At 32.0% G+C, this 18,909-nt stretch carries 20 protein-coding genes and 2 pseudogenes; 4 read left to right on the top strand and 18 right to left on the bottom strand.

Annotation, left to right across the window (positions count from 1 at the left end):
• Positions 1-187 precede the first annotated feature (187 nt).
• The 3 genes and pseudogenes from LPC11_RS12235 to LPC11_RS12245 form a co-directional block, all read right to left on the bottom strand.
• Positions 188-631: pseudogene (locus LPC11_RS12235) on the bottom strand (recombinase family protein); the annotation flags it as partial.
• 356 nt (positions 632-987) lie between these two features.
• The gene (locus LPC11_RS12240; RefSeq protein ID WP_023374476.1) at positions 988-1,626 is read right to left on the bottom strand and encodes an SDR family oxidoreductase; all 639 of its coding nucleotides are present in this window, start codon (positions 1,624-1,626) and stop codon (positions 988-990) included.
• 21 nt (positions 1,627-1,647) lie between these two features.
• Positions 1,648-2,562, bottom strand: a complete 915-nt coding sequence (locus LPC11_RS12245) for an alpha/beta hydrolase (RefSeq protein WP_023374475.1) — start codon at positions 2,560-2,562, stop codon at positions 1,648-1,650.
• A gap of 167 nt (positions 2,563-2,729) precedes the next feature.
• Between LPC11_RS12245 and LPC11_RS12250 the strand changes: the two genes are divergently transcribed.
• The 3 genes and pseudogenes from LPC11_RS12250 (at position 2,730) to LPC11_RS12260 (ending at position 5,040) form a co-directional block, all read left to right on the top strand.
• The gene (locus LPC11_RS12250; protein ID WP_023374474.1) at positions 2,730-3,284 is read left to right on the top strand and encodes a TetR/AcrR family transcriptional regulator; all 555 of its coding nucleotides are present in this window, start codon (positions 2,730-2,732) and stop codon (positions 3,282-3,284) included.
• A gap of 39 nt (positions 3,285-3,323) precedes the next feature.
• A pseudogene (locus LPC11_RS12255) lies at positions 3,324-4,448 on the top strand (low temperature requirement protein A).
• Positions 4,449-4,482: 34 nt separating this feature from the next.
• A complete protein-coding gene (locus LPC11_RS12260) occupies positions 4,483-5,040 on the top strand; it encodes a GNAT family N-acetyltransferase (protein ID WP_231307293.1) in 558 nt (185 codons plus the stop codon).
• 156 nt (positions 5,041-5,196) lie between these two features.
• Here LPC11_RS12260 and LPC11_RS12265 read toward each other — a convergent pair whose 3' ends face one another.
• From LPC11_RS12265 to LPC11_RS12280, 4 genes are all read right to left on the bottom strand, one after another.
• Positions 5,197-5,289: a type I toxin-antitoxin system Fst family toxin gene (locus LPC11_RS12265; protein WP_107566284.1), complete on the bottom strand. Its 93-nt coding sequence runs from the start codon at positions 5,287-5,289 to the stop codon at positions 5,197-5,199.
• Positions 5,290-5,469: 180 nt separating this feature from the next.
• Positions 5,470-6,672: an ABC transporter permease gene (locus LPC11_RS12270; RefSeq protein WP_023374472.1), complete on the bottom strand. Its 1,203-nt coding sequence runs from the start codon at positions 6,670-6,672 to the stop codon at positions 5,470-5,472.
• A complete protein-coding gene (locus LPC11_RS12275) occupies positions 6,665-7,351 on the bottom strand; it encodes an ABC transporter ATP-binding protein (protein ID WP_002466413.1) in 687 nt (228 codons plus the stop codon). The genes LPC11_RS12270 and LPC11_RS12275 overlap by 8 nt, the downstream gene beginning before the upstream one ends.
• Entirely contained in the window at positions 7,348-8,478 is a 1,131-nt protein-coding gene (locus LPC11_RS12280) for an efflux RND transporter periplasmic adaptor subunit (protein ID WP_023374471.1), read from the bottom strand. Before LPC11_RS12280 ends, LPC11_RS12275 begins: the two co-directional genes overlap by 4 nt.
• A gap of 233 nt (positions 8,479-8,711) precedes the next feature.
• Between LPC11_RS12280 and LPC11_RS12285 the strand changes: the two genes are divergently transcribed.
• Positions 8,712-9,380, top strand: coding sequence for a YIP1 family protein (locus LPC11_RS12285; protein WP_023374470.1), 669 nt, complete (start codon positions 8,712-8,714; stop codon positions 9,378-9,380).
• A 59-nt stretch (positions 9,381-9,439) separates the two neighbouring features.
• On the opposite strand, the gene LPC11_RS12290 is transcribed toward LPC11_RS12285, so the two are convergent.
• From LPC11_RS12290 to rpmH, 11 genes are all read right to left on the bottom strand, one after another.
• Positions 9,440-10,018 (bottom strand): NDxxF motif lipoprotein, encoded by a 579-nt coding sequence (locus tag LPC11_RS12290; protein ID WP_023374469.1) that lies wholly within the window; start codon positions 10,016-10,018, stop codon positions 9,440-9,442.
• An 83-nt stretch (positions 10,019-10,101) separates the two neighbouring features.
• Positions 10,102-10,671, bottom strand: a complete 570-nt coding sequence (locus LPC11_RS12295; RefSeq protein ID WP_023374468.1) for a helix-turn-helix transcriptional regulator — start codon at positions 10,669-10,671, stop codon at positions 10,102-10,104.
• A gap of 240 nt (positions 10,672-10,911) precedes the next feature.
• Complete coding sequence (locus tag LPC11_RS12300; RefSeq protein WP_023374467.1) at positions 10,912-11,451, bottom strand: TetR/AcrR family transcriptional regulator; 540 nt, start codon at positions 11,449-11,451, stop codon at positions 10,912-10,914.
• The gene (locus LPC11_RS12305; protein WP_023374466.1) at positions 11,417-11,812 is read right to left on the bottom strand and encodes a DUF3147 family protein; all 396 of its coding nucleotides are present in this window, start codon (positions 11,810-11,812) and stop codon (positions 11,417-11,419) included. The genes LPC11_RS12300 and LPC11_RS12305 overlap by 35 nt, the downstream gene beginning before the upstream one ends.
• A 16-nt stretch (positions 11,813-11,828) precedes the next feature.
• Entirely contained in the window at positions 11,829-12,188 is a 360-nt protein-coding gene (locus tag LPC11_RS12310; RefSeq protein ID WP_023374465.1) for a DUF3147 family protein, read from the bottom strand.
• A gap of 190 nt (positions 12,189-12,378) precedes the next feature.
• Positions 12,379-13,218 carry a nucleoid occlusion protein gene (noc, locus tag LPC11_RS12315; RefSeq protein WP_002451543.1) on the bottom strand — a complete coding sequence of 280 codons (840 nt, stop codon included), beginning with the start codon at positions 13,216-13,218 and terminating at the stop codon, positions 12,379-12,381.
• A gap of 42 nt (positions 13,219-13,260) precedes the next feature.
• Entirely contained in the window at positions 13,261-13,980 is a 720-nt protein-coding gene (gene rsmG / locus LPC11_RS12320; protein ID WP_023374464.1) for a 16S rRNA (guanine(527)-N(7))-methyltransferase RsmG, read from the bottom strand.
• On the bottom strand, positions 13,980-15,857 hold the full coding sequence (gene mnmG / locus LPC11_RS12325; protein WP_015365426.1) for a tRNA uridine-5-carboxymethylaminomethyl(34) synthesis enzyme MnmG: 1,878 nt from the start codon (positions 15,855-15,857) through the stop codon (positions 13,980-13,982). The genes rsmG and mnmG overlap by 1 nt, the downstream gene beginning before the upstream one ends.
• An 81-nt stretch (positions 15,858-15,938) precedes the next feature.
• Entirely contained in the window at positions 15,939-17,318 is a 1,380-nt protein-coding gene (gene mnmE / locus LPC11_RS12330) for a tRNA uridine-5-carboxymethylaminomethyl(34) synthesis GTPase MnmE (protein WP_023374462.1), read from the bottom strand.
• A gap of 153 nt (positions 17,319-17,471) precedes the next feature.
• Positions 17,472-17,819 (bottom strand): ribonuclease P protein component, encoded by a 348-nt coding sequence (gene rnpA / locus LPC11_RS12335; RefSeq protein WP_023374461.1) that lies wholly within the window; start codon positions 17,817-17,819, stop codon positions 17,472-17,474.
• A 221-nt stretch (positions 17,820-18,040) separates the two neighbouring features.
• Positions 18,041-18,178, bottom strand: coding sequence for a 50S ribosomal protein L34 (rpmH, locus tag LPC11_RS12340; RefSeq protein ID WP_000240855.1), 138 nt, complete (start codon positions 18,176-18,178; stop codon positions 18,041-18,043).
• Positions 18,179-18,909: the final 731 nt, after the last annotated feature.

The raw sequence follows: 18,909 nt of genomic DNA on the forward strand, positions 1-18,909 counted from the left end.
CTAGTGTTTTTTTAAGTTAACTTTATGACTATCTAACACATGACTAATTTTATACATATCAAAACCTTCATATTTAAAGTGGTTTGTTTGGGTTGTTTTTGTCACAATATTTATTGAAAAAATGAGGATTTTCTCTGTTTATTGTATTTTTATTAAAACTTACTATCATTTTTAATTCTATAAATAGTTTGTCTTGTAATATTCCTTTTTCTTTCGCAACTTGTATCCCTTGCGCTTGTCTACGTTTACTTTCATTTCTTTCTTGTTCTGAAACCATTGCTAGTATTTGAATGATTAAATCTTTCATAAATTTATCTAATAAAGGATTACCAATGATTTCATTCATCATAAGTAAACTGGTAATCATTAACTGTACATCTTTTTCTTTTAAATAATTCACAGTTTCAATAATTTCATCATAATTACGACCTAAACGATCAATCGATTCCACTACAAACCGATCTTCCATTCTCACAAAATTAAGTGCTTCTTGAAATACAGGTCTATTTTATACTGACTTTCCCGATTATTTCTCTGTAAAGATTTTCTCTACTCCAAATGTTTTTAAATTTTCTAGTTGTCTTTCTAAATTTTGATCTATCGAAGATACTCTCGCATAACCTACGATCATTGACTTTCACCTCATAATTAATATACACCCTAATCGGACGTATTATATACTATTTTCATTAATAAATACTTATACGGTTAAACAAATATATTAATTTATTTGTTTACCTTAAGCATCTAATTTTTAAATGATTGTAAACTAAATAAAAATATAAAGTTTTTCTTGGTAAAAATGCGTAAAAATAGTGTGATGATGGGTAAATATAAAATAGACATAATTGATAATCCGAATTCAAAGGGACAAACAACGCTAAATCATTGTTTGTCCCTTTGATATTGATTGATAATTGATACTTATTTCAAAGTCACTATATATTTGCTACTTACAGTATTTTTTTAATCACTAAGACATTTCACTTACATCCAACTAGGCTTATCACCGTCTGTATTAGGTTTATTTAATCCAATATTTTCTTTTGAATGAAGTTTAGGATCCTGAGAAATTTTGACTGCTAAATCTGCCACACTTTTACGAGACACTTCAGTCCCTTTAAAAGGTTCATCTCGTTGTGTTACTTCATAATCAATCTCATCGTAATTCGTTAACCAAGCCGGTCTAAATATTGTGTAGTCTAAATCTGAACTTTCAATTGCTTCAGTAGCTTCTCTAAATGGTGCAAGATAAGATCCAATATTTTCATCGTTCCATTTACCAAATTGACCTGGCACTTCATGAAGTGTATTAAGAGAAGTAACAAAAATTAAGCGTTCCGTACCATTATCATTCATTGCTTCTATAACTGTCTTAGCTTGTTCTCCTAAATTTTCACCTGTAGAACTAACAAACACAGTATCAATATTTTTCATGGCATTGGCAACAGCATTTCTATCTGTCGCATCACCTTCAATAATTGTAACTCGATTGGAATCATATTCAGGTAATTTCGCTTTATTTCTTGCTAATAGTGTTAAATCCAAATCCGTGTTCTGTAAATATAAATCAATTGCTTCTTGTGAAATTTGACCACTAGCACCAACAATTAAAATACGAGTCATTTTTATACCACCTTATGAAATTTATAGTGTTTCTTTATAGAATGATTCAAGTTTTGGTAATACTTGATTAACATATTCTGGAATATCGTATAAATCAACGTGTGATGCGCCTTCAATTTTATATAATTCGTTATTGTTACCTGCTGCCTTTTCAACAGCATCAACGCTATACTCTAAAGTGTCTGCTTCAGTACCCGCAATTGATAAGAATGGTTGTGTTAACAATTCATCAATATATGTGAATGGTGCAAATGTTAATACTTCAGAAAAGCTTCTTAATAAGATTTTATTAGGTGCATTTTTATGTTGACCACGTTCAGTTAAATAATAATAGTGTCCTTGTACCATTGTTGAATTTTCAGGCATAGAATCATCAATTTCTTCAGGCACATAACCTGTCACACCATAATCAGCACCGTTTGCTTCAGCTGTACGTTGGTCAGCAACTTGATTCATAAATGCAAGTTGATCATCAATAGATACAACATCACCAGGTCCTTTACGGAATAGTGCACCAATATCAACCATACTTACAGTAGCTAATGTTTTGATACGACGTTCTGTTCTTGCCGCACTGACTGTATAACCACCACCTGCACAAACACCAAGTGCACCGATTCTATCATTATCTACAAAGTCCAAAGTTGTAAGATAATCCACTGAAGCTCTCACATCTTCTGTTCTAGCAAATGGATCTTCTAAATATTTAGGTGAGCCTTCACTTTCACCTTGGTGTGATGCATCATAGACAACTGTTACATAACCAAATTCTGCTAATTTCTCTGCGTACATACCTGCAGTCTGTTCTTTAACGCCTCCGCCTGGATGACATACTGTAATTGCTGGATATTTTTTACTTTTATCAAAGTTTTCAGGTGTATATAAATTTGCTGCTAATAAATTTGTTTTACTTTTAAAATTAACTGCTTGTTTCATAAATTTTATTCCTCCATAAAAAATTAATTCGCTGTAGAATTTTATTACTCTCGTGTGTATAATGCCATCATAGAGTGTTTAGATAAGATATTCAATTATCAACTAGTAACATATGTGGTTTAATACACATATTTTGAATAATGGGTTAAAAATGGAGGTGACTTATAATGAATATCAAAGATTTACGTGTTATTAAGACCAGAGCAAGTATCAATAACGCCTTTATGACATTATTTTTCGAAAAGGATTTTGATTCAATTTCTATTAAAGAAATTACAGAATACGCTCAAGTAGGGAGAAAGACATTTTATTTACACTATATTGATAAATATGATTTATTAGACCAAATCGTATCTGAAAAGATTACAGAACTCGAACAAATTGGCGAAACTAAAAAAAGCCTAGGTGTACGAGAAGGCACACAATTATGGTTTGAATTTTTCGAAAATAATAAAGCTTTTTTCATGATACTTTTCAATATTAATAATGCTTCAAGTTTTAAAAAAAGATTGCTTAAATTTATCGAATCAGAATTTAAGAAAAAATTACCAGTAACAGTCGCCACTAATAAAGGATTAGATTATCATTTATATATTAATTTTATTAGTAGTGGAATTATTGGCTTACTAGATATCTATTTAAATAGTAATGACCGCGAACAAGAAAAAGAAAAAATCACTTTACAGGTATCACGATTACTATCTTTATACGATTTAACATAAATAACTGTGCACAACTATCAATGTAAATGGAGGACAAGCATGTCAACAATGTCTCAAAATCGACACTTAGAATTTAAAAAGGCCGGCTTTCACTAGTTATTCTTTGATTTAAAATTTGTATATGCAATTCAAAAAATTGCACACGTTATCTTGCATGCACATCATGGTACAATATCGTTTGAATTATTCTTCAAATATGTCATGATGAGTTTAATTTTGTGGATATTATGGTCACATCAAACATTTTTTACTAATCGTTTTGGTGATGAGGTAACAAAAGATATTATTTTTATGATGGTAAATATGTTTATATTGATCTTCCTTTCGAACAGTCTCTATCCTGATTTTGAAAAAACATTTAAACCTTTTTTCTTTTGTGTTGCACTTCTGTATTTAAGTATTGGATTGCAGTATACCCTACACACGAGCCGAAAACTAAGCCATGCCGATAAGCGTACATGTCAGTCATTTGCTACCGTAGCTTTAACTGTATCTACATTATCATTTCTAGCATTATTATTACCGTCTAGTGTTCATTATGTTCCTGCATTCTTAGGCGTGTTTATTGCTGGTACTGGTTTGATTCCTTTTAGAAAATATTTAGAAGACTCACCGGTCAATATGATGCATTTAGTCGAACGTTTTTCTTTACTAACAATTATTATTTTTGGTGAAGTTATAGTAGGTCTTGCTTCAATATTTAGTATTACTAATTTTAGCTATATTTATATCTTCCAATTTTTAATTTTAGTATGTATGTTTGGTACATATTGGTTAATCACTGAAAACTATATCAATCATAAACAACGATCTATCGGTTTCCGATTAGTATATACACACCTATTAATTAACATTGCCTTAGGGACACTTAATGCAGCTTTAGTTTTTAGCGATAACACTAAACTAAATTCATATTTTGAAGTTAATTTGATGTACTTAAGTATTTTAGCCTTTTTCATTGGTATTTGGTTAAATGCACCCTATTTCCATGCAGAATTCCGTTATATTAAGCATATTATTTATGCATTAGCTCTATTACTTCTTTCATATCTCGTGAGCATTATCTTTATAGAGAATAAACATGTCATGATTATCTCTATAGCTATCACAGTAGCGATAATTATGTTGATGCATTATAGATATAATAAAATCATTAAAATATAATGCTTTATCAATAACTTTTAAATAAGGTGGTAAAATGAACTTTATTATTAGAGAAGAGAAAAAAGAAGATTATAAATTTACAGAAGACGTTATAAAAAAAGCTTTTGCTAATGAACCTTATAGTAACCATGATGAACATAGATTAGTCTCTAATTTAAGAAACTCAGATGCTTTTATCCCAAGCCTCTCATTAGTTACTTTACACAAAAATAAAATTATAGGTCACATATTATTATCTAGAGTTTTTATAATTAATAATGAAAAAATGATAGCCTCGTTAGCTTTAGCGCCTGTTTCCGTCTTACCTGATTATCAAAATCAAGGTATAGGTCAAAGTTTAATACAAAAAGCTTTAAATATAGCGACGGAATTAAATTTTGAATCAGTTATCGTAATGGGACATTCAGAATATTATGCTAAATTTGGATTTAAAAAGGCTTCTGAATGGGGGATTAAATCACCGTTTGAGGTCCCAGATGAATTAGTAATGGCTATTGAATTAAAGAAGAATGCTTTAAATGGTAATGAAGGTATTATTCAATACTCGAGTCCTTTTTTTAATGATTTAAAAACATTATTCAAAGCAGAATGAATATATTATATGAGTATCTTTATTATTTTGCATTCCTCTACTAACCAGTGTTATAATCTAGGTAACGAAAATGATTAGCAATTAATGCACCAATCCCCACACTATTGCAGTAGTGTGGGGATTTTTTCGATGCTGGCTTATAAAGTCGCCTATTAATTATTTGTTGCGTTTACTAAGCCAATAAGTATAATACGCAACAGCACAGCCACTGATGACTGGTGCTAGGATGTGAACGAAAATGTTTAGCAAAATAATGCACCTCCTCTCTGCGTCTGAATTGACGCCTGAGAGATAGGCGACTTATATATTATATCATCTACAAATATTCGATGATAGACAACTTCCGATTAATAAATCAGAGTAAATATCTTAATAATAATGATAAAAAGCACTCGTACTTCAATAGGTACGAGTGCCTTATGATGTTAACTATTTAATAATATCAATCAATTCTTTTTTAGAGGCTGCTCGAGCTGGGATCCAACCGAAGACAATACCAATTAATGTGGATACGCCTACCGCTAGGATGACTGACCCGAGACTGACGGAACTCTTAACCATATCTGGTGTTGCTAAGTCGACAATGGTAGCGATGATAATACCTAGGATTAAACCGATAATACCACCGAGTAGACATAACACAACACTTTCGACTAAAAATTGCATTTCAATGTCTCGACCTTTGGCACCAAAGGCACGTCGTATCGCGATTTCTTCGGTACGTTCGGTTACAGAAATATACATCACATTCATAACACCAATTCCTGCGATAAATAGCGAAATACCTGCCACAGCTGCCACAAAGTAAGTAATCATATCAACAATTTGTTGAGTATTTTTCATTAATTCTTCATTATCCGCGAAGCTATATTGGCCATCAGATACGCCTGTCCCTTTTTTATTCAATTCTTTTTCAACTTTTTTACCTACATCTTTCTTATTTTCACCATCATTCACAGTCACTTGCAGTTGTGGTGTCCCTTGAGATAAGTTGCTCATATAGTGATTCGCTGTTTTAGTTGGCATTTGGACCACGGATTCAAGTGGCATACCACTCGCGTCTTGGCCACTTGCATCGCCAACACCAACCACTTTAAATCCTTCGCCATTAATATAAATGGATTTGCCAACAGCTGCTTTCGCATTGTGAAATACCTTTTTCGCCACTTTACTATCAATCACAACGACTTTCTCCTGTGTATCGTTATCATCTTTCGTAAAACCATGGCCTTCATCGACCCCTGACATATGAGAAGCCTTTTTTAAACTGATTTCACCACTGCCATGTGTATTCGTTACTTTGGCAGAGTATGTACTATCTTCGCTTTCTTTAATTTTTGCACTTTTGACACCCTTAACTTGTTCTACAACACTAATATCTTCTTGTTTAAATGGATTATCTTTTGGTGCGCTCATGTCTTGTGTCATATATGAAATAGACGCTTGATTTTTCCCTGCACCGGCATCATCAAACTGTTCGTTGGTTGTTTTTTTAAACCCATTTCCCAGAGACATAATCGTAATCACGGCCGCTATACCGATAATAATACCAATCATCGTAAAGATATTACGACGCTTATTTTTTAAAATAGAGCGAAAGGCGACGGATAAAATATTAGAAAAGTTATTCATGCGTCAGCACCTCTTCCTCTTTCACACGACCATCTAAAATATGAATAATACGATCAGCTTTATTCGCTACCTCACGATCGTGCGTTACCATAATCATGGTTGTTCCTTTTTCTTTGTTTAACGACACAAACAAATCCATAATATCTTTTGATGTCTTAGAATCTAATGCCCCTGTTGGCTCATCGGCAATGATAAATTTAGGTTCGTTAATAATCGCTCTCGCAATCGCGACACGTTGTTGTTGTCCACCTGATAATTTATTAGGAAGTAAGTCTTCCTTCTGATGTAGACCAACATCTTCCAATCCTTTTAACACTTTGGCTTTACGGTCTTTACTACTCATTCCATTATAAATAAGTGGAATACTGACATTTTCAAGAATGGTATTATTTTGAATTAATTTAAAGTTTTGAAACACAAATCCTACCGTATGATTTCGTATCGTTGCGAGACGATTATCTGATGCTTTTTTATAATTGTCACCGTTAAAAAGGTAATCGCCTTCATAACCACGGTCGATAAATCCTAGAATATTAATTAATGTACTTTTACCCGACCCTGATGGTCCCATAATGGCGATAAATTCACCTTCATCAATATGAATATCAATATCTTTTAAAATATGATTCGTTTCGTCTCCATTTTTGAAATGTCGATTGATCTTTTTCAATTCAATCATGATGACACCTCAACTTTTTCTCCATCATTTAAATTACCTTTAGGATTTTTGATGACTTTATCACCAGCTTTAAGTCCTTTTTTCACAATAATTTGGCCATTGTTGCGGTCGATTTTAATATCACGTTTGTGAACTTTATTATTTTTATCTAATACAAAGACATCGTTATCTTTTGTTAAAACATCGTTAGGTAGTTTTAAAGATTTTAATGGAATTTTCGCATCCATTGAGAATCCTGATCGTACTGGAATATCTAAATCACCAATAATGACATTGTATTTAGATGTATCGCCTTCTTTACCACCAGATGGATTATTTACCGTTGGATTTGAAGCTTGTGCGGCACTACCACCATCTTGACCTTCGTCACCTTGGCTACCTGCACTTGCTTGTGCGCCACTTGCTTCACCACTAGCGCTATCATCATAACTGGTTGGTAATTCATCTATTTTAAGGATCTTACCTTTACCTTTTTTACCATTACTATTTACTGTGACATCAACTTTGTCACCTTCTTTGATTTTCTCAACATCAAACTCCGTGACAGTTGATTTAATTTGTGGATTGTCTGAAATAAGCTGTAAGACAGGTTGACCGTCGCCAGCATCTTCGCCATTTTTAATATTGACCTTACCATCAAATGCCGCATAAATACTATCGTTCATTTGTTTGTCATGTTGTGCCAATTGTTGTTGTGCTTCGTTAAGTGAACTTTGATCTTGTGTCAGTTTAGATTGAAGCTCATTATTGTTAGGACTTTGATTGATTTTTTGATAATCATCATTCACTTGGTTTTGTGCTTGATCTACTTTGTTTGCCAGTTGTTGACGCTTACTATTGTTCGTATCATAACTTAGGAGACGATCCCCTTGTTTGACCTTTTGCCCGTCATCAACTGCTGGACTCTGGAATGTGCCAATTTGACTATTGTTATTATATGTTTTGACCGATTTCGGAGATGCCTTACCCTCTAGACTAATCGGTGTTTCTTTCTTAACTGTATATGTATCGTAACCATTACTATCTTTATTACCAGAGCCTGTTGTCTGTTTCACGATGAACGCTGCAATAACTAGAAGTAGAATGATTGCCACGCCGATAATACTCCATAATATGTTTTTCTTCATGTCCTATACTCCTTAAAATGTATTATATTTTGCATGATAACATACTTTAATTATTATATATATTTAATTTAAGGAGATTTAAGCTTATTTTAAGTTTGATAATAATGAAAAAGTTTTTGTATTTCTTTTACTTACTCTATTTTTTATACTTATTTAAAATAAAAATTGATATTTTAAAAATTATTTAACAATGTTATTCTGTTATTAAAATAACAATAAGGGGAGATACATATATGGAACAAACGAATACAACACAACCTGAAGCATCACAATCTAACTTACCTTTTGTAGACCATTTTAGAAAGATACGACAAAATCCAAAATGGCTTGTAAAGTTAATCATATTTATTGTTTTAACTTTTGTATCTATGGCATTAGCATTAAATATTACAGATAATACCAAAGCCTTGAAGCAAGCAGGTTTAAGTCAATCTGAAATTGATAAGCAAAACCAATTTAATGTAGCAACGTTCATCGGGCAATCTATTGGAGCAATTATTTTTGGTATACTAATAACTTTTGTTATCTTCTTAGTTATTTCAAAAATTATGAAATCTGATGCAAGTGCTATTCAGATTTTTTCCGCTACAATTTCATATTCAATAATTACAGTAGTTTTTACAATTATCGTATATGGTATTCAAGCCTTGTTTGGTTTAACTATTCCAGAAACACATTTAGATAGTCTCAATGTATTTGATAAAGGAAATAATTACTTAGTACCATTTAGTTTATCTAACTTATTATCAGCTTATTTAATATTTGCAGTTTATTTTGGTACTAGTAAATTATCTAAAAAAGCATCTATTATTTGGGCAGTAGTTGCCTTAGTATTAACTATTGGCTTTGGCTTAATTGGTGCAGGTATGCAGGATTCTATGCAAAGTTTATCTGGCATGTAATCAATATTAAAAATTCCCAGAACCGCTTCGGAACTGGGAATTTTATTGGTTATATTGAATTACTTTTCAAATGCTTTTGTTTCAATATCTTTATCTTTTAAGAACTTCTCTACTTTCTTCTGTTGTTTACCATTCACTTTATCTTTATATTTTGAATTTAATTTATCGATTTCTTTTGTATCTTTTTTATCTAACTTTTGTAATTTTGAAGTTAATTGATTTAAATAGTCATTGGTTTCTTTAGTATATTTTCCTGCTAATTCCGTGCCCTTTTTATATCCTTTTGGTAACTCATTTTTTCTAATATAATCTTCAAAGTTTTGGTCATTTTCTTTAGACATATGTTGTAATTTATTTAGTTTCTTTTTATCTTTTTTATTGAGTTTAGTTTCCGAGCCTAAATCAGTAATATTATCTGCTAAATCCTTATTCGTATTTAAGTATGTCTTAATACTATTCTTTAATTCCTTTTCAGATAATTGCTTATTTGATTGTTGATCTACAAACACTTTCTTAGGAATAGGTGGTAACTTTTCATCGTCATTTTTATTTATCTTTTCATGATCATCATGTCCGGAACATGCTCCTAATATCAATGATGACGTAAGTAATATCCCTGTTAGCTTTTTATAACGCATGCAACCATCCTTTAAATTATATTTATTATTAAAATACATGCTATCAAAGGGTATTTAAAATGTAAAAATATTTTCTATTTCACTTATAAAAATTTAAAAGCTAAATAAATACTTAGCATTCCTATTACTCCATAGCCACCACTTACTAAAATAAAGATGAAAATATCAATTATGACTGCTCTTCGTTTACTAACATTTACTTCATTAGGATCTTTTCCATTCATAAAAGCAACAATTCTATCATAATTATCCATGCCATTTTTATATTTAATTTTATCAACATTTCCACCTGCAAATATCCCGACCATATACAATAGTAAAAATATAGCAAAGCCCCACCAACTTAAATACACAATTAAGGGCCCTAATAATATAAGTGAACCTATCAGAAGTATTAACATTATATACGTCCAAAAATCAAACTTCTTTTTTACTAACTCTCTTTGCTCCATATGAATTTCTCCTTGAACTAGATCATCTAGTGACACATTGAATAACTCACACATCATTATTAAATTATGGACATCAGGATAACTACGTTCATTTTCCCAATTCGAAATAGTTTGTCTAGATACATATAGTTTCTCAGCTAAATATTCTTGAGAATATCCTTTATTTTCACGGCATAATTTAATTTGATGGCTTATATTCATGCTTCTGTCTCCTTAATTTTCTAGTTAAAAAGTATTTCACTTTTCTTTAAAGTGATACTCATATAGAAACGTTTTCTTTAAAATAAAACTACCAAATTTGATTTACATTTTCATTAATTGTTCTGTCAAAATGTTTTTACATCTTGTTATAACAGTATTTGAAAGACTTACCTTAGACTACCTTTATATATTATTTCAAAATAAAAACGCTCCTTTTTCAGGAACGCTATCGAACTATAACTATACATCATATGCTTTTAGTATCATTTTTAACATTTTCTCAATATATGCTTCTGTGAGAGACTGTGGTTTGATTAATATATTGAAGTAGATAGGAGAGAATATGATATCGATGAATAAATCTTGATTGTCTTCTTCGATATGTTGACTAATAATGGATTTTAAAATCGTTCTATTGTGTTCAAAGTAATCTCTCATAAATTTTTCTCGTGCTTCTGTCTGTTGATTACTTATTAATATTTCAATAACAGCACTACCTAATGGTGTCTTATAGATTTTCATAACTTTAATTAGAAAATCATATAGATTATCAAACAGATTGTCATATTCTGGTTCAATGATTCGCGATTGATCTACAAACATATCTACAATCATTGACTCTTTGTCTTTCCAACGCCGATATATCGTTGCCTTAGAGACACTCGTATTCTCTGCAATTTGATCTATCGTCATATGTTTAAAATGTGTTGTTTCTAACAAACGGTTAATTTCTTCATAAATTTTTTTATTTACTGTTGGGTCTTTCGGTCTTCCAGCCATATTTTTCCCTTCTTTTACGTGCTACGTACTCCACGATTTCAAATATAATAAATGCACTTACAAACCATACTATAAATCCAACAATAATGCTAAGCAACCACATATGTGTTAGGTTGAGCATTGCCCATGTCGCTAATATACTAAACAGAACGCCAGTCATACCAAAGACTGCTCCTCGACTCACATGCATTGCCACTTTGTTACCATATTGCATTCCAGAAATACACATAGATACTAAAAATACTGCCGGGAAAGTAGCAAATATTCCTCCGAATTCTTTCCAAGGAAGTACCATTGACACGATATAACTAATTAATACTGCTAATCCACCAACTAAAAATTTAATAATTGTTAATTTCATTAAAATGTACCTCCTTTTATATATGTCTAACTACAAAAATCGCCACAGAAATTACAAGCCAACACAACATGGCAAATACTGTACCGCTTTTATAGTCTTTCTTATAAATAAAAATTGAGGTAAAAAATACAGTTAAAATACACGATATAATGCCTACTATCGCGCCTGTACTTAAATGCATAGACATTTTAATGAGTTCATCGCCCTTATGATCTATGGCTAATGCTATCACTGCTGCTAAGTAAACTGCGGGCATTGTAGCTATAATACCACCTAGTTTACCGCCAACTTTTTCTGCTATAATTGATGCTAAAGCAACCGCAAATCCACCGATTACAAAATGAAGTATCGCACTTGATATAGATATTCCGAACACAATAATCCTTCTTTGCTAATTATTAAACGAAACGTTTCGTTTACTTTTAGTGTAAAACGCACTTTATCAATTGTAAACAATAAAATCAATAGACCTAATTTTCTAATTATTACTTAACTAGTTTGAACTTTCTATTAATATTAAATCATAATAAAAACTCCTTTCATCTCAATGACAAAAGGAGTTCTACTTACTTCTTATAAATTCTGATTTTAATTTCATAATAATCATCGTGATCTCTATCTTTTTGTTCAACATGTAAACCAGATTGTTGTATTGCTTCGATACTTTTACCTACTTCATCTCTTGCTTGTGTTACATCTTGTGAAAATTGGAATGACTGTGCTTTAATCTTTTCAGGTCCTGTCTTTTGACGTACTTTATCTTCAGTTTGTTTCACATTAAGCTTTTGAGCTATGACCTGTTCAATCAACGCTTCTTGATCTTCCTCAGATAATACGAGTACAGCACGTGCATGTCGCTCAGTTATCTTACCTTCTCTTAATCTTGTAATGACTTTAGGTGCTAATTTTAGTAAGCGTAGCTTGTTAGCAATGAAACTTTGACTTTTACCTAAACTTTTCGCCAACTCACTCTGTGTCACATCACCAAGTTCAAGTAGCTTTTTATATGCTTCTGCTTCTTCTACTACAGATAAGTTTTCACGTTGAATATTTTCAATTAATGCAACCACTGCAGTTTCTTCATCATCCATATCTCGGATAATGACATCTGCTTGAGACATATTTAAAGATTGCATTGCTCTAAATCTGCGTTCACCTGCAATGATTTCGAACATATCTTCTTCAATAGGTCTTACTACAATAGGTTGTAATAATCCATGCTCTTTAATTGATTCTGCAAGTTCATGTATTTTACTTGGTTCAAATACTTGTCTAGGTTGATAACGATTAGGTACGATACGTTCAATATGAATGGACTCAACATTATTATTTCGGTCTTCTTCAATAGAACCCATGATGTCATCTTTGTTTTTTAAACCAAATAATTTTGAAAAAGGTTTCTTCATAATCCATTCGCTCCCTCTCATTCATTTCTATATCATCATATCTTACTTTTCAAGTAAAGGAGATTTATTGGGTGTACCTGGTTTTCTTGGGTATTTCTTAGATGTTTGTCGTCGTTTATCAATGACAATCATTTGTCTTTCTCCCGCTTCTTCTGGCAATTCAAAATTAAAGGTTTCTTTAACATTACCACCTAATACATTTATTGCAAATTGGGCTTCGTCTAATTCTTCTTCACCTTTAGATGATTTTAAAGCAATGAATTGGCCACCTTTTCTAACTAAAGGTAGACACAATTCGCTTAGTACAGTTAGACGCGCAACAGCACGGGCAGTAACGATATCGTAAGACTCCCTGTAGTCTCCCTTGCCAAAGGTTTCAGCACGATCATGCACAAAACTCACATCTTGGAGACCTAAATCGTCCGCTAAATGATTTAAAAATTGTATACGCTTATTTAATGAATCGACTATTGTCACTTTCAACTCAGGGAAGATGATTTTCAATGGAATACTTGGGAAACCTGCACCTGCACCCACATCACATATTGATAATGAACCCTTAAAGTCATAATAGAAACTTGGTGTGATTGAATCATAAAAATGCTTTAAATACACTTCATGTTCATCTGTAATACTTGTCAAATTCATCTTTTCATTCCATTCAACAAGTAGCTGATAGTATGTTTGAAATTGTTCTTTTTGAGTGTTCGATAATTCGATGTTGTGTTCTTTTAATTTCTCAGATAGCCATTCTATACTCATTATTGATTCACCCTTTGAAGTTTTCCTTGTTCTAAATATACAAGTAAAATTGAAATATCGGCTGGGTTAACACCAGAAATTCTTGAAGCTTGCGCAATATTAAGTGGCTTAACTTCTGCAAGTTTTTCTCTAGCTTCTGAAGCTAAACTATCAACTTTACTATAATCTAAGTCTTCAGGAATTTTCTTTTGTTCCATACGTTTTACTTTTTCAACTTGTTGTAATGATTTATTGATATAACCTTCATATTTTGTTTGAATTTCAACTTGTTCTTCAACTTCTGAAGGTAATTGATGATCTTCTTCCAAGATTTCTAAAATCGTATCATATGTCATTTCAGGTCTACGTAATAAATCAATAGCTAATATACCATCTTTAAGTTTAGAACCACCATTTGCTTCAATCACTGATTGAGTATGGTCATTTGGTTTGATACGAATATCTGTTAATCTTTGGATTTCATCTTTAATTTGTTGACGCTTATGATTAAACTGCGCATAACGTTCATCCGAAATTAAACCTAGCTCATGTCCTAAATCTGTAAGACGTAAGTCAGCATTATCATGACGTAATAATAAACGGTATTCTGCACGTGATGTTAATAAACGATATGGTTCATTTGTGCCTTTTGTTACTAAATCATCGATTAGTACGCCAATATATGCATCGGAACGACTTAAGATTTTCTCTTCTTTACCTAATACTTTACCTGCTGCATTAATACCAGCCATAATACCTTGGCCAGCCGCTTCTTCATAACCTGATGTACCGTTAATTTGGCCAGCAGTATATAAATTCTTAATCATTTTAGTTTCTAGCGTCGGCCATAATTGAGTTGGAACAATTGCATCATATTCAATCGCATAACCTGCACGCATCATGTCCGCTTTTTCTAACCCAGGTATCGTCTCTAACATTTGTCTTTGAACGTGTTCAGGTAGACTTGTTGATAATCCTTGTACGTATACTTCATTAGTATTACGTCCTTCTGGTTCTAAGAATAATTGATGACGTGGTTTATCGTTGAAACGTACAAATTTGTCTTCAATTGATGGACAATATCTTGGCCCTGTACCTTTAATCATTCCTGAGTACATTGCAGATAAATGTAAGTTGTCGTCAATCACTTGATGTGTTTTGTCGTTAGTATAAGTTAACCAACATGGTAATTGGTCTAAAATATATTCTGTTGTTTCATAACTGAAAGCACGTCCTACATCATCGCCAGGTTGGATTTCAGTTTTTGAGTAATCGATTGTTTTAGAGTTAACACGTGGTGGTGTTCCTGTTTTAAAACGTACAACCTCGAAACCTAATCCTCTTAAATTATCTGCTAATGTGACAGATGGTAATTGGTGGTTTGGACCACTTGAGTACTTCATGTTACCTAAGATGATTTCACCACGTAAAAATGTACCAGTCGTAATAACCACTGCTTTAGAGCGATATTCTGTACCGATATTTGTACGTACGCCTTTAACTTCGTCATCTTCAATAATTAATTCATCTACCATACCTTGCATAATATCTAAGTTATCTTCATCCTCGATAACATTCTTCATCTCTTGTTGGTATAGCACTTTATCAGCTTGTGCACGTAATGCTCTAACAGCTGGTCCTTTACCTGTATTTAACATACGCATTTGGATATGCGTTTTATCTATTGTCTTAGCCATTTGGCCACCTAATGCATCAATTTCACGTACAACAATCCCTTTAGCCGGGCCACCTACTGATGGATTACATGGCATAAAGGCAATATTATCTAAATTGATTGTTAACATTAATGTTTTAGCGCCACGTCTTGCTGATGCTAAACCTGCTTCAATTCCAGCATGGCCTGCACCAATTACAATTACATCATATTCTTGAACCAATTGTTGAACCTCCTTATTAAACATTCATCTATTTGTCTGAGAAATATACCCCTACTGGATTAACTTCCCTATTTATATTCGCTATTTACCTAAACAGAATTGACTAAATAACTGATCAATTAATTCATCACTTGCTGATTCGCCAATAATTTCACCTAAAATCTCCCAAGTGCGTGTTAAATCGATTTGTACCATATCCATTGGTATACCTGATTCGGCTGCATCAATCGCATCTTGGATTGATTGTCTTGCTTGTTTAAGTAATGAAATATGGCGTGAGTTAGATACATAAGTCATGTCTTGGTTTTGTACATCTCCACCAAAGAATAAATCTCTGATTTGTATTTCTAATTCATCAATACCTTCTTGTTTTAACATAGAAGTTTGGATTAGTGGTGTGTCACCAATCATTTCTTTAACTTCATTAATGTCTAGATGTGTTTCTAAATCCGTTTTATTGATAATTACAATTACATCTTCATTTTTAACAACATCATATAACGTTTGGTCATCTTCCGTTAATGCTTCATTATTATTCAACACAAATAAGATTAAGTCAGCTTGACTCAGTGCTTTACGTGAACGTTCAACACCTATTTTCTCTACTATGTCTTCAGTATCTCGAATACCTGCTGTATCTACTAAACGAAGTGGTACACCTCTGACATTAACATATTCTTCTAATACATCTCTTGTAGTACCGGCTACTTCCGTTACAATCGCTTTATTATCTTGAATAAGGTTATTTAGCATCGAAGACTTACCTACGTTTGGGCGACCTACAATAACAGTGGAGAGACCTTCTCTCATTATTTTACCCTGTGCACCTGTTTCTAATAGTTGATTAATTTCTTGTTTGATATTTTTAGATTGTTGTAATAAGAACTCTGTTGTCGCATCTTCTACGTCGTCATACTCTGGATAATCGATATTCACCTCAACCTGAGCAAGTATCTCCAATATTGATTGACGTTGACGTTTAATTAAATCACTTAAACGCCCCTCTATTTGATTCATCGCTACTTTTGAAGCACGATCTGTCTTAGAACGAATAAAGTCCATTACTGCTTCTGCTTGAGATAAATCAATTCTTCCATTTAAGAATGCACGTTTTGTATATTCACCTGGTTCAGCCATTCGAGCGCCATGGGTCATTGTTAATTCTAATATGTGATTAATAGTTAAAATACCGCCATGACAATTGATTTCAATGATATCTTCTCTAGTAAATGTTTTAGGTGCTCTTAAGACGGAAATCATGACCTCTTCAACTATCTCATTTGTTTCTGGGTCAATAATATGACCGTAATTTATTGTATGTGAATCAACTTCTGCTAATGGTTTTTTACCTTTATATAGTTTATCTCCAATTTCAACTGCTTGTGGACCAGAAAGTCTCACAATACCAATCGCACCTTCGCCCATTGGCGTTGAAATACTAGTAATTGTATCAAAGTCCATTGTTAGGCTGGCCTCCTTATTCAAGTAAATTTTCAATATTATATTGTAAATTGTTTCATTTCAAAAAGCTATTATCTTGTTCGAAATGCATGGGTTAGACTACGGGTTGTCTGAAGTTAGACTTACGTTTGTCTAAAAACCAGCTCCCCTACCCTAGTGAATTTTCTTATTAAATACTTTAGCTATTTTAAGTACATGTTCTAAACTACCTTGAATTTCTAAAGTGGACATTTTTTTAGCTGGTTGTCTTGCAATCACAATAATATCTTTCGTTATAATATCTTGTTTATGAACTTTAAAGTTTTCTCTTATCGCTCTCTTAATTTTATTTCTAGTAACAGCGTTACCTAATTTTTTTGAAACGCTAATCCCTAAGCGAAAATGTTCTTGTTCTTTATTATCATAGGTATATACTACGAATTGTCTATTTGCGACAGACTTTCCACTTTTATATATTTTTTGAAAATCTGCATTCTTCTTTATACGGTACGCTTTTTCCACCAAACATCACTCGCTTATCAAATTCTCTTACCTTAGTATTATAAACCATCAAAAATTTAACTAAAAATAAACCAGCATTTATATTGAAAACGCTGATTTCAGTCAAAAGTTTTTCTCTATCATCTATTAATTAACACAAACAATACTACATTTGATTGTTAATGTTTGAATAAATTACTGTATTCAAAACGAAAAAAAAGACCACTGATGAGTCAGTGATCTTATGCAGATAAAACTTTACGGCCTTTACGACGACGGCGCGCTAAGACTTTACGGCCATTTTTAGTGCTCATGCGTTTTCTGAAACCATGAACTTTACTATGTTTACGTTTATTTGGTTGATAAGTACGTTTTACCATGTAAAAACACCTCCATCTTTATTAAGTTATCTAACATCTCCAGGATCAAAACCCTGTTAAATTTATAGATAGATAATTGTTAAAGTGAGTAACTATTAATATAATAGCAACAAACTTATACATAAGAGATTCCTCTTATTAACTGACTGCTATAAGAAATTCTTGGTTTAATATACTTATTATCTAGTCATATTTCAAGCAACTACTACAATATAACAAATTACCACTTATAAAGCAAGCTCATTTTAAATTGATTCTTCTATATTAATTATCAAACTAACCACTCCCAAATTTATTTAGCTTTTAATGGATATTCATTTTTCATACAGCTTTATAAATTATTTCCCAAACTGTTATAATCTCTATTTTTTAACGATTATGAATATTGTGCGAAGTTATCCACTTATCAACATGACATTACTTTTAATTTGTGGACAATCAGGTTGATGTTCACAAGTTTTCACATCTTTTACGAACATATTCACAGTCATTTGACATCTATATTACTGAAAAAGTATAATTGTGTGGATAAGTCGTTTAATCATTGATTTTATAAGGATTTATTTATTAGATTTATATACAAATTAGCTGTGCATAAATCATAGTGTGCTTTAAGTTATCCACTGTCTGTGATTAACTTGTGGATAATTATTAACATGCTGTGATTATTTTTATCCACGGGTGTTATTTTTGTGTATAACTTAAAAATTTTGAGAAAGATGGAGTTATTT

This window comes from Staphylococcus sp. HL28 (assembly GCF_021117155.1).
Classification (GTDB): Bacteria; Bacillota; Bacilli; order Staphylococcales; family Staphylococcaceae; genus Staphylococcus; species Staphylococcus warneri.

Excerpts from the sequence above, each read along its gene's own strand:
- LPC11_RS12275 (WP_002466413.1), bottom strand. The coding sequence starts at position 7,351 with ATGATTGAATTGAAAAAGATCAATCGACATTTCAAAAATGGAGACGAA.
- mnmE (WP_023374462.1), bottom strand. The coding sequence starts at position 17,318 with ATGGACTTTGATACAATTACTAGTATTTCAACGCCAATGGGCGAAGGT.
- LPC11_RS12280 (WP_023374471.1), bottom strand. The coding sequence starts at position 8,478 with ATGAAGAAAAACATATTATGGAGTATTATCGGCGTGGCAATCATTCTA.
- LPC11_RS12290 (WP_023374469.1), bottom strand. The coding sequence starts at position 10,018 with ATGCGTTATAAAAAGCTAACAGGGATATTACTTACGTCATCATTGATA.
- LPC11_RS12300 (WP_023374467.1), bottom strand. The coding sequence starts at position 11,451 with ATGGCTGGAAGACCGAAAGACCCAACAGTAAATAAAAAAATTTATGAA.
- LPC11_RS12270 (WP_023374472.1), bottom strand. The coding sequence starts at position 6,672 with ATGAATAACTTTTCTAATATTTTATCCGTCGCCTTTCGCTCTATTTTA.
- LPC11_RS12260 (WP_231307293.1), top strand. The coding sequence starts at position 4,483 with ATGAACTTTATTATTAGAGAAGAGAAAAAAGAAGATTATAAATTTACA.
- LPC11_RS12305 (WP_023374466.1), bottom strand. The coding sequence starts at position 11,812 with ATGAAATTAACAATTATTAAATTTTTAGTTGGTGGATTAGCAGTATTA.
- rpmH (WP_000240855.1), bottom strand. The coding sequence starts at position 18,178 with ATGGTAAAACGTACTTATCAACCAAATAAACGTAAACATAGTAAAGTT.
- noc (WP_002451543.1), bottom strand. The coding sequence starts at position 13,218 with ATGAAGAAACCTTTTTCAAAATTATTTGGTTTAAAAAACAAAGATGAC.
- rsmG (WP_023374464.1), bottom strand. The coding sequence starts at position 13,980 with ATGAGTATAGAATGGCTATCTGAGAAATTAAAAGAACACAACATCGAA.
- LPC11_RS12285 (WP_023374470.1), top strand. The coding sequence starts at position 8,712 with ATGGAACAAACGAATACAACACAACCTGAAGCATCACAATCTAACTTA.
- LPC11_RS12240 (WP_023374476.1), bottom strand. The coding sequence starts at position 1,626 with ATGACTCGTATTTTAATTGTTGGTGCTAGTGGTCAAATTTCACAAGAA.
- LPC11_RS12250 (WP_023374474.1), top strand. The coding sequence starts at position 2,730 with ATGAATATCAAAGATTTACGTGTTATTAAGACCAGAGCAAGTATCAAT.
- LPC11_RS12245 (WP_023374475.1), bottom strand. The coding sequence starts at position 2,562 with ATGAAACAAGCAGTTAATTTTAAAAGTAAAACAAATTTATTAGCAGCA.
- LPC11_RS12295 (WP_023374468.1), bottom strand. The coding sequence starts at position 10,671 with ATGAATATAAGCCATCAAATTAAATTATGCCGTGAAAATAAAGGATAT.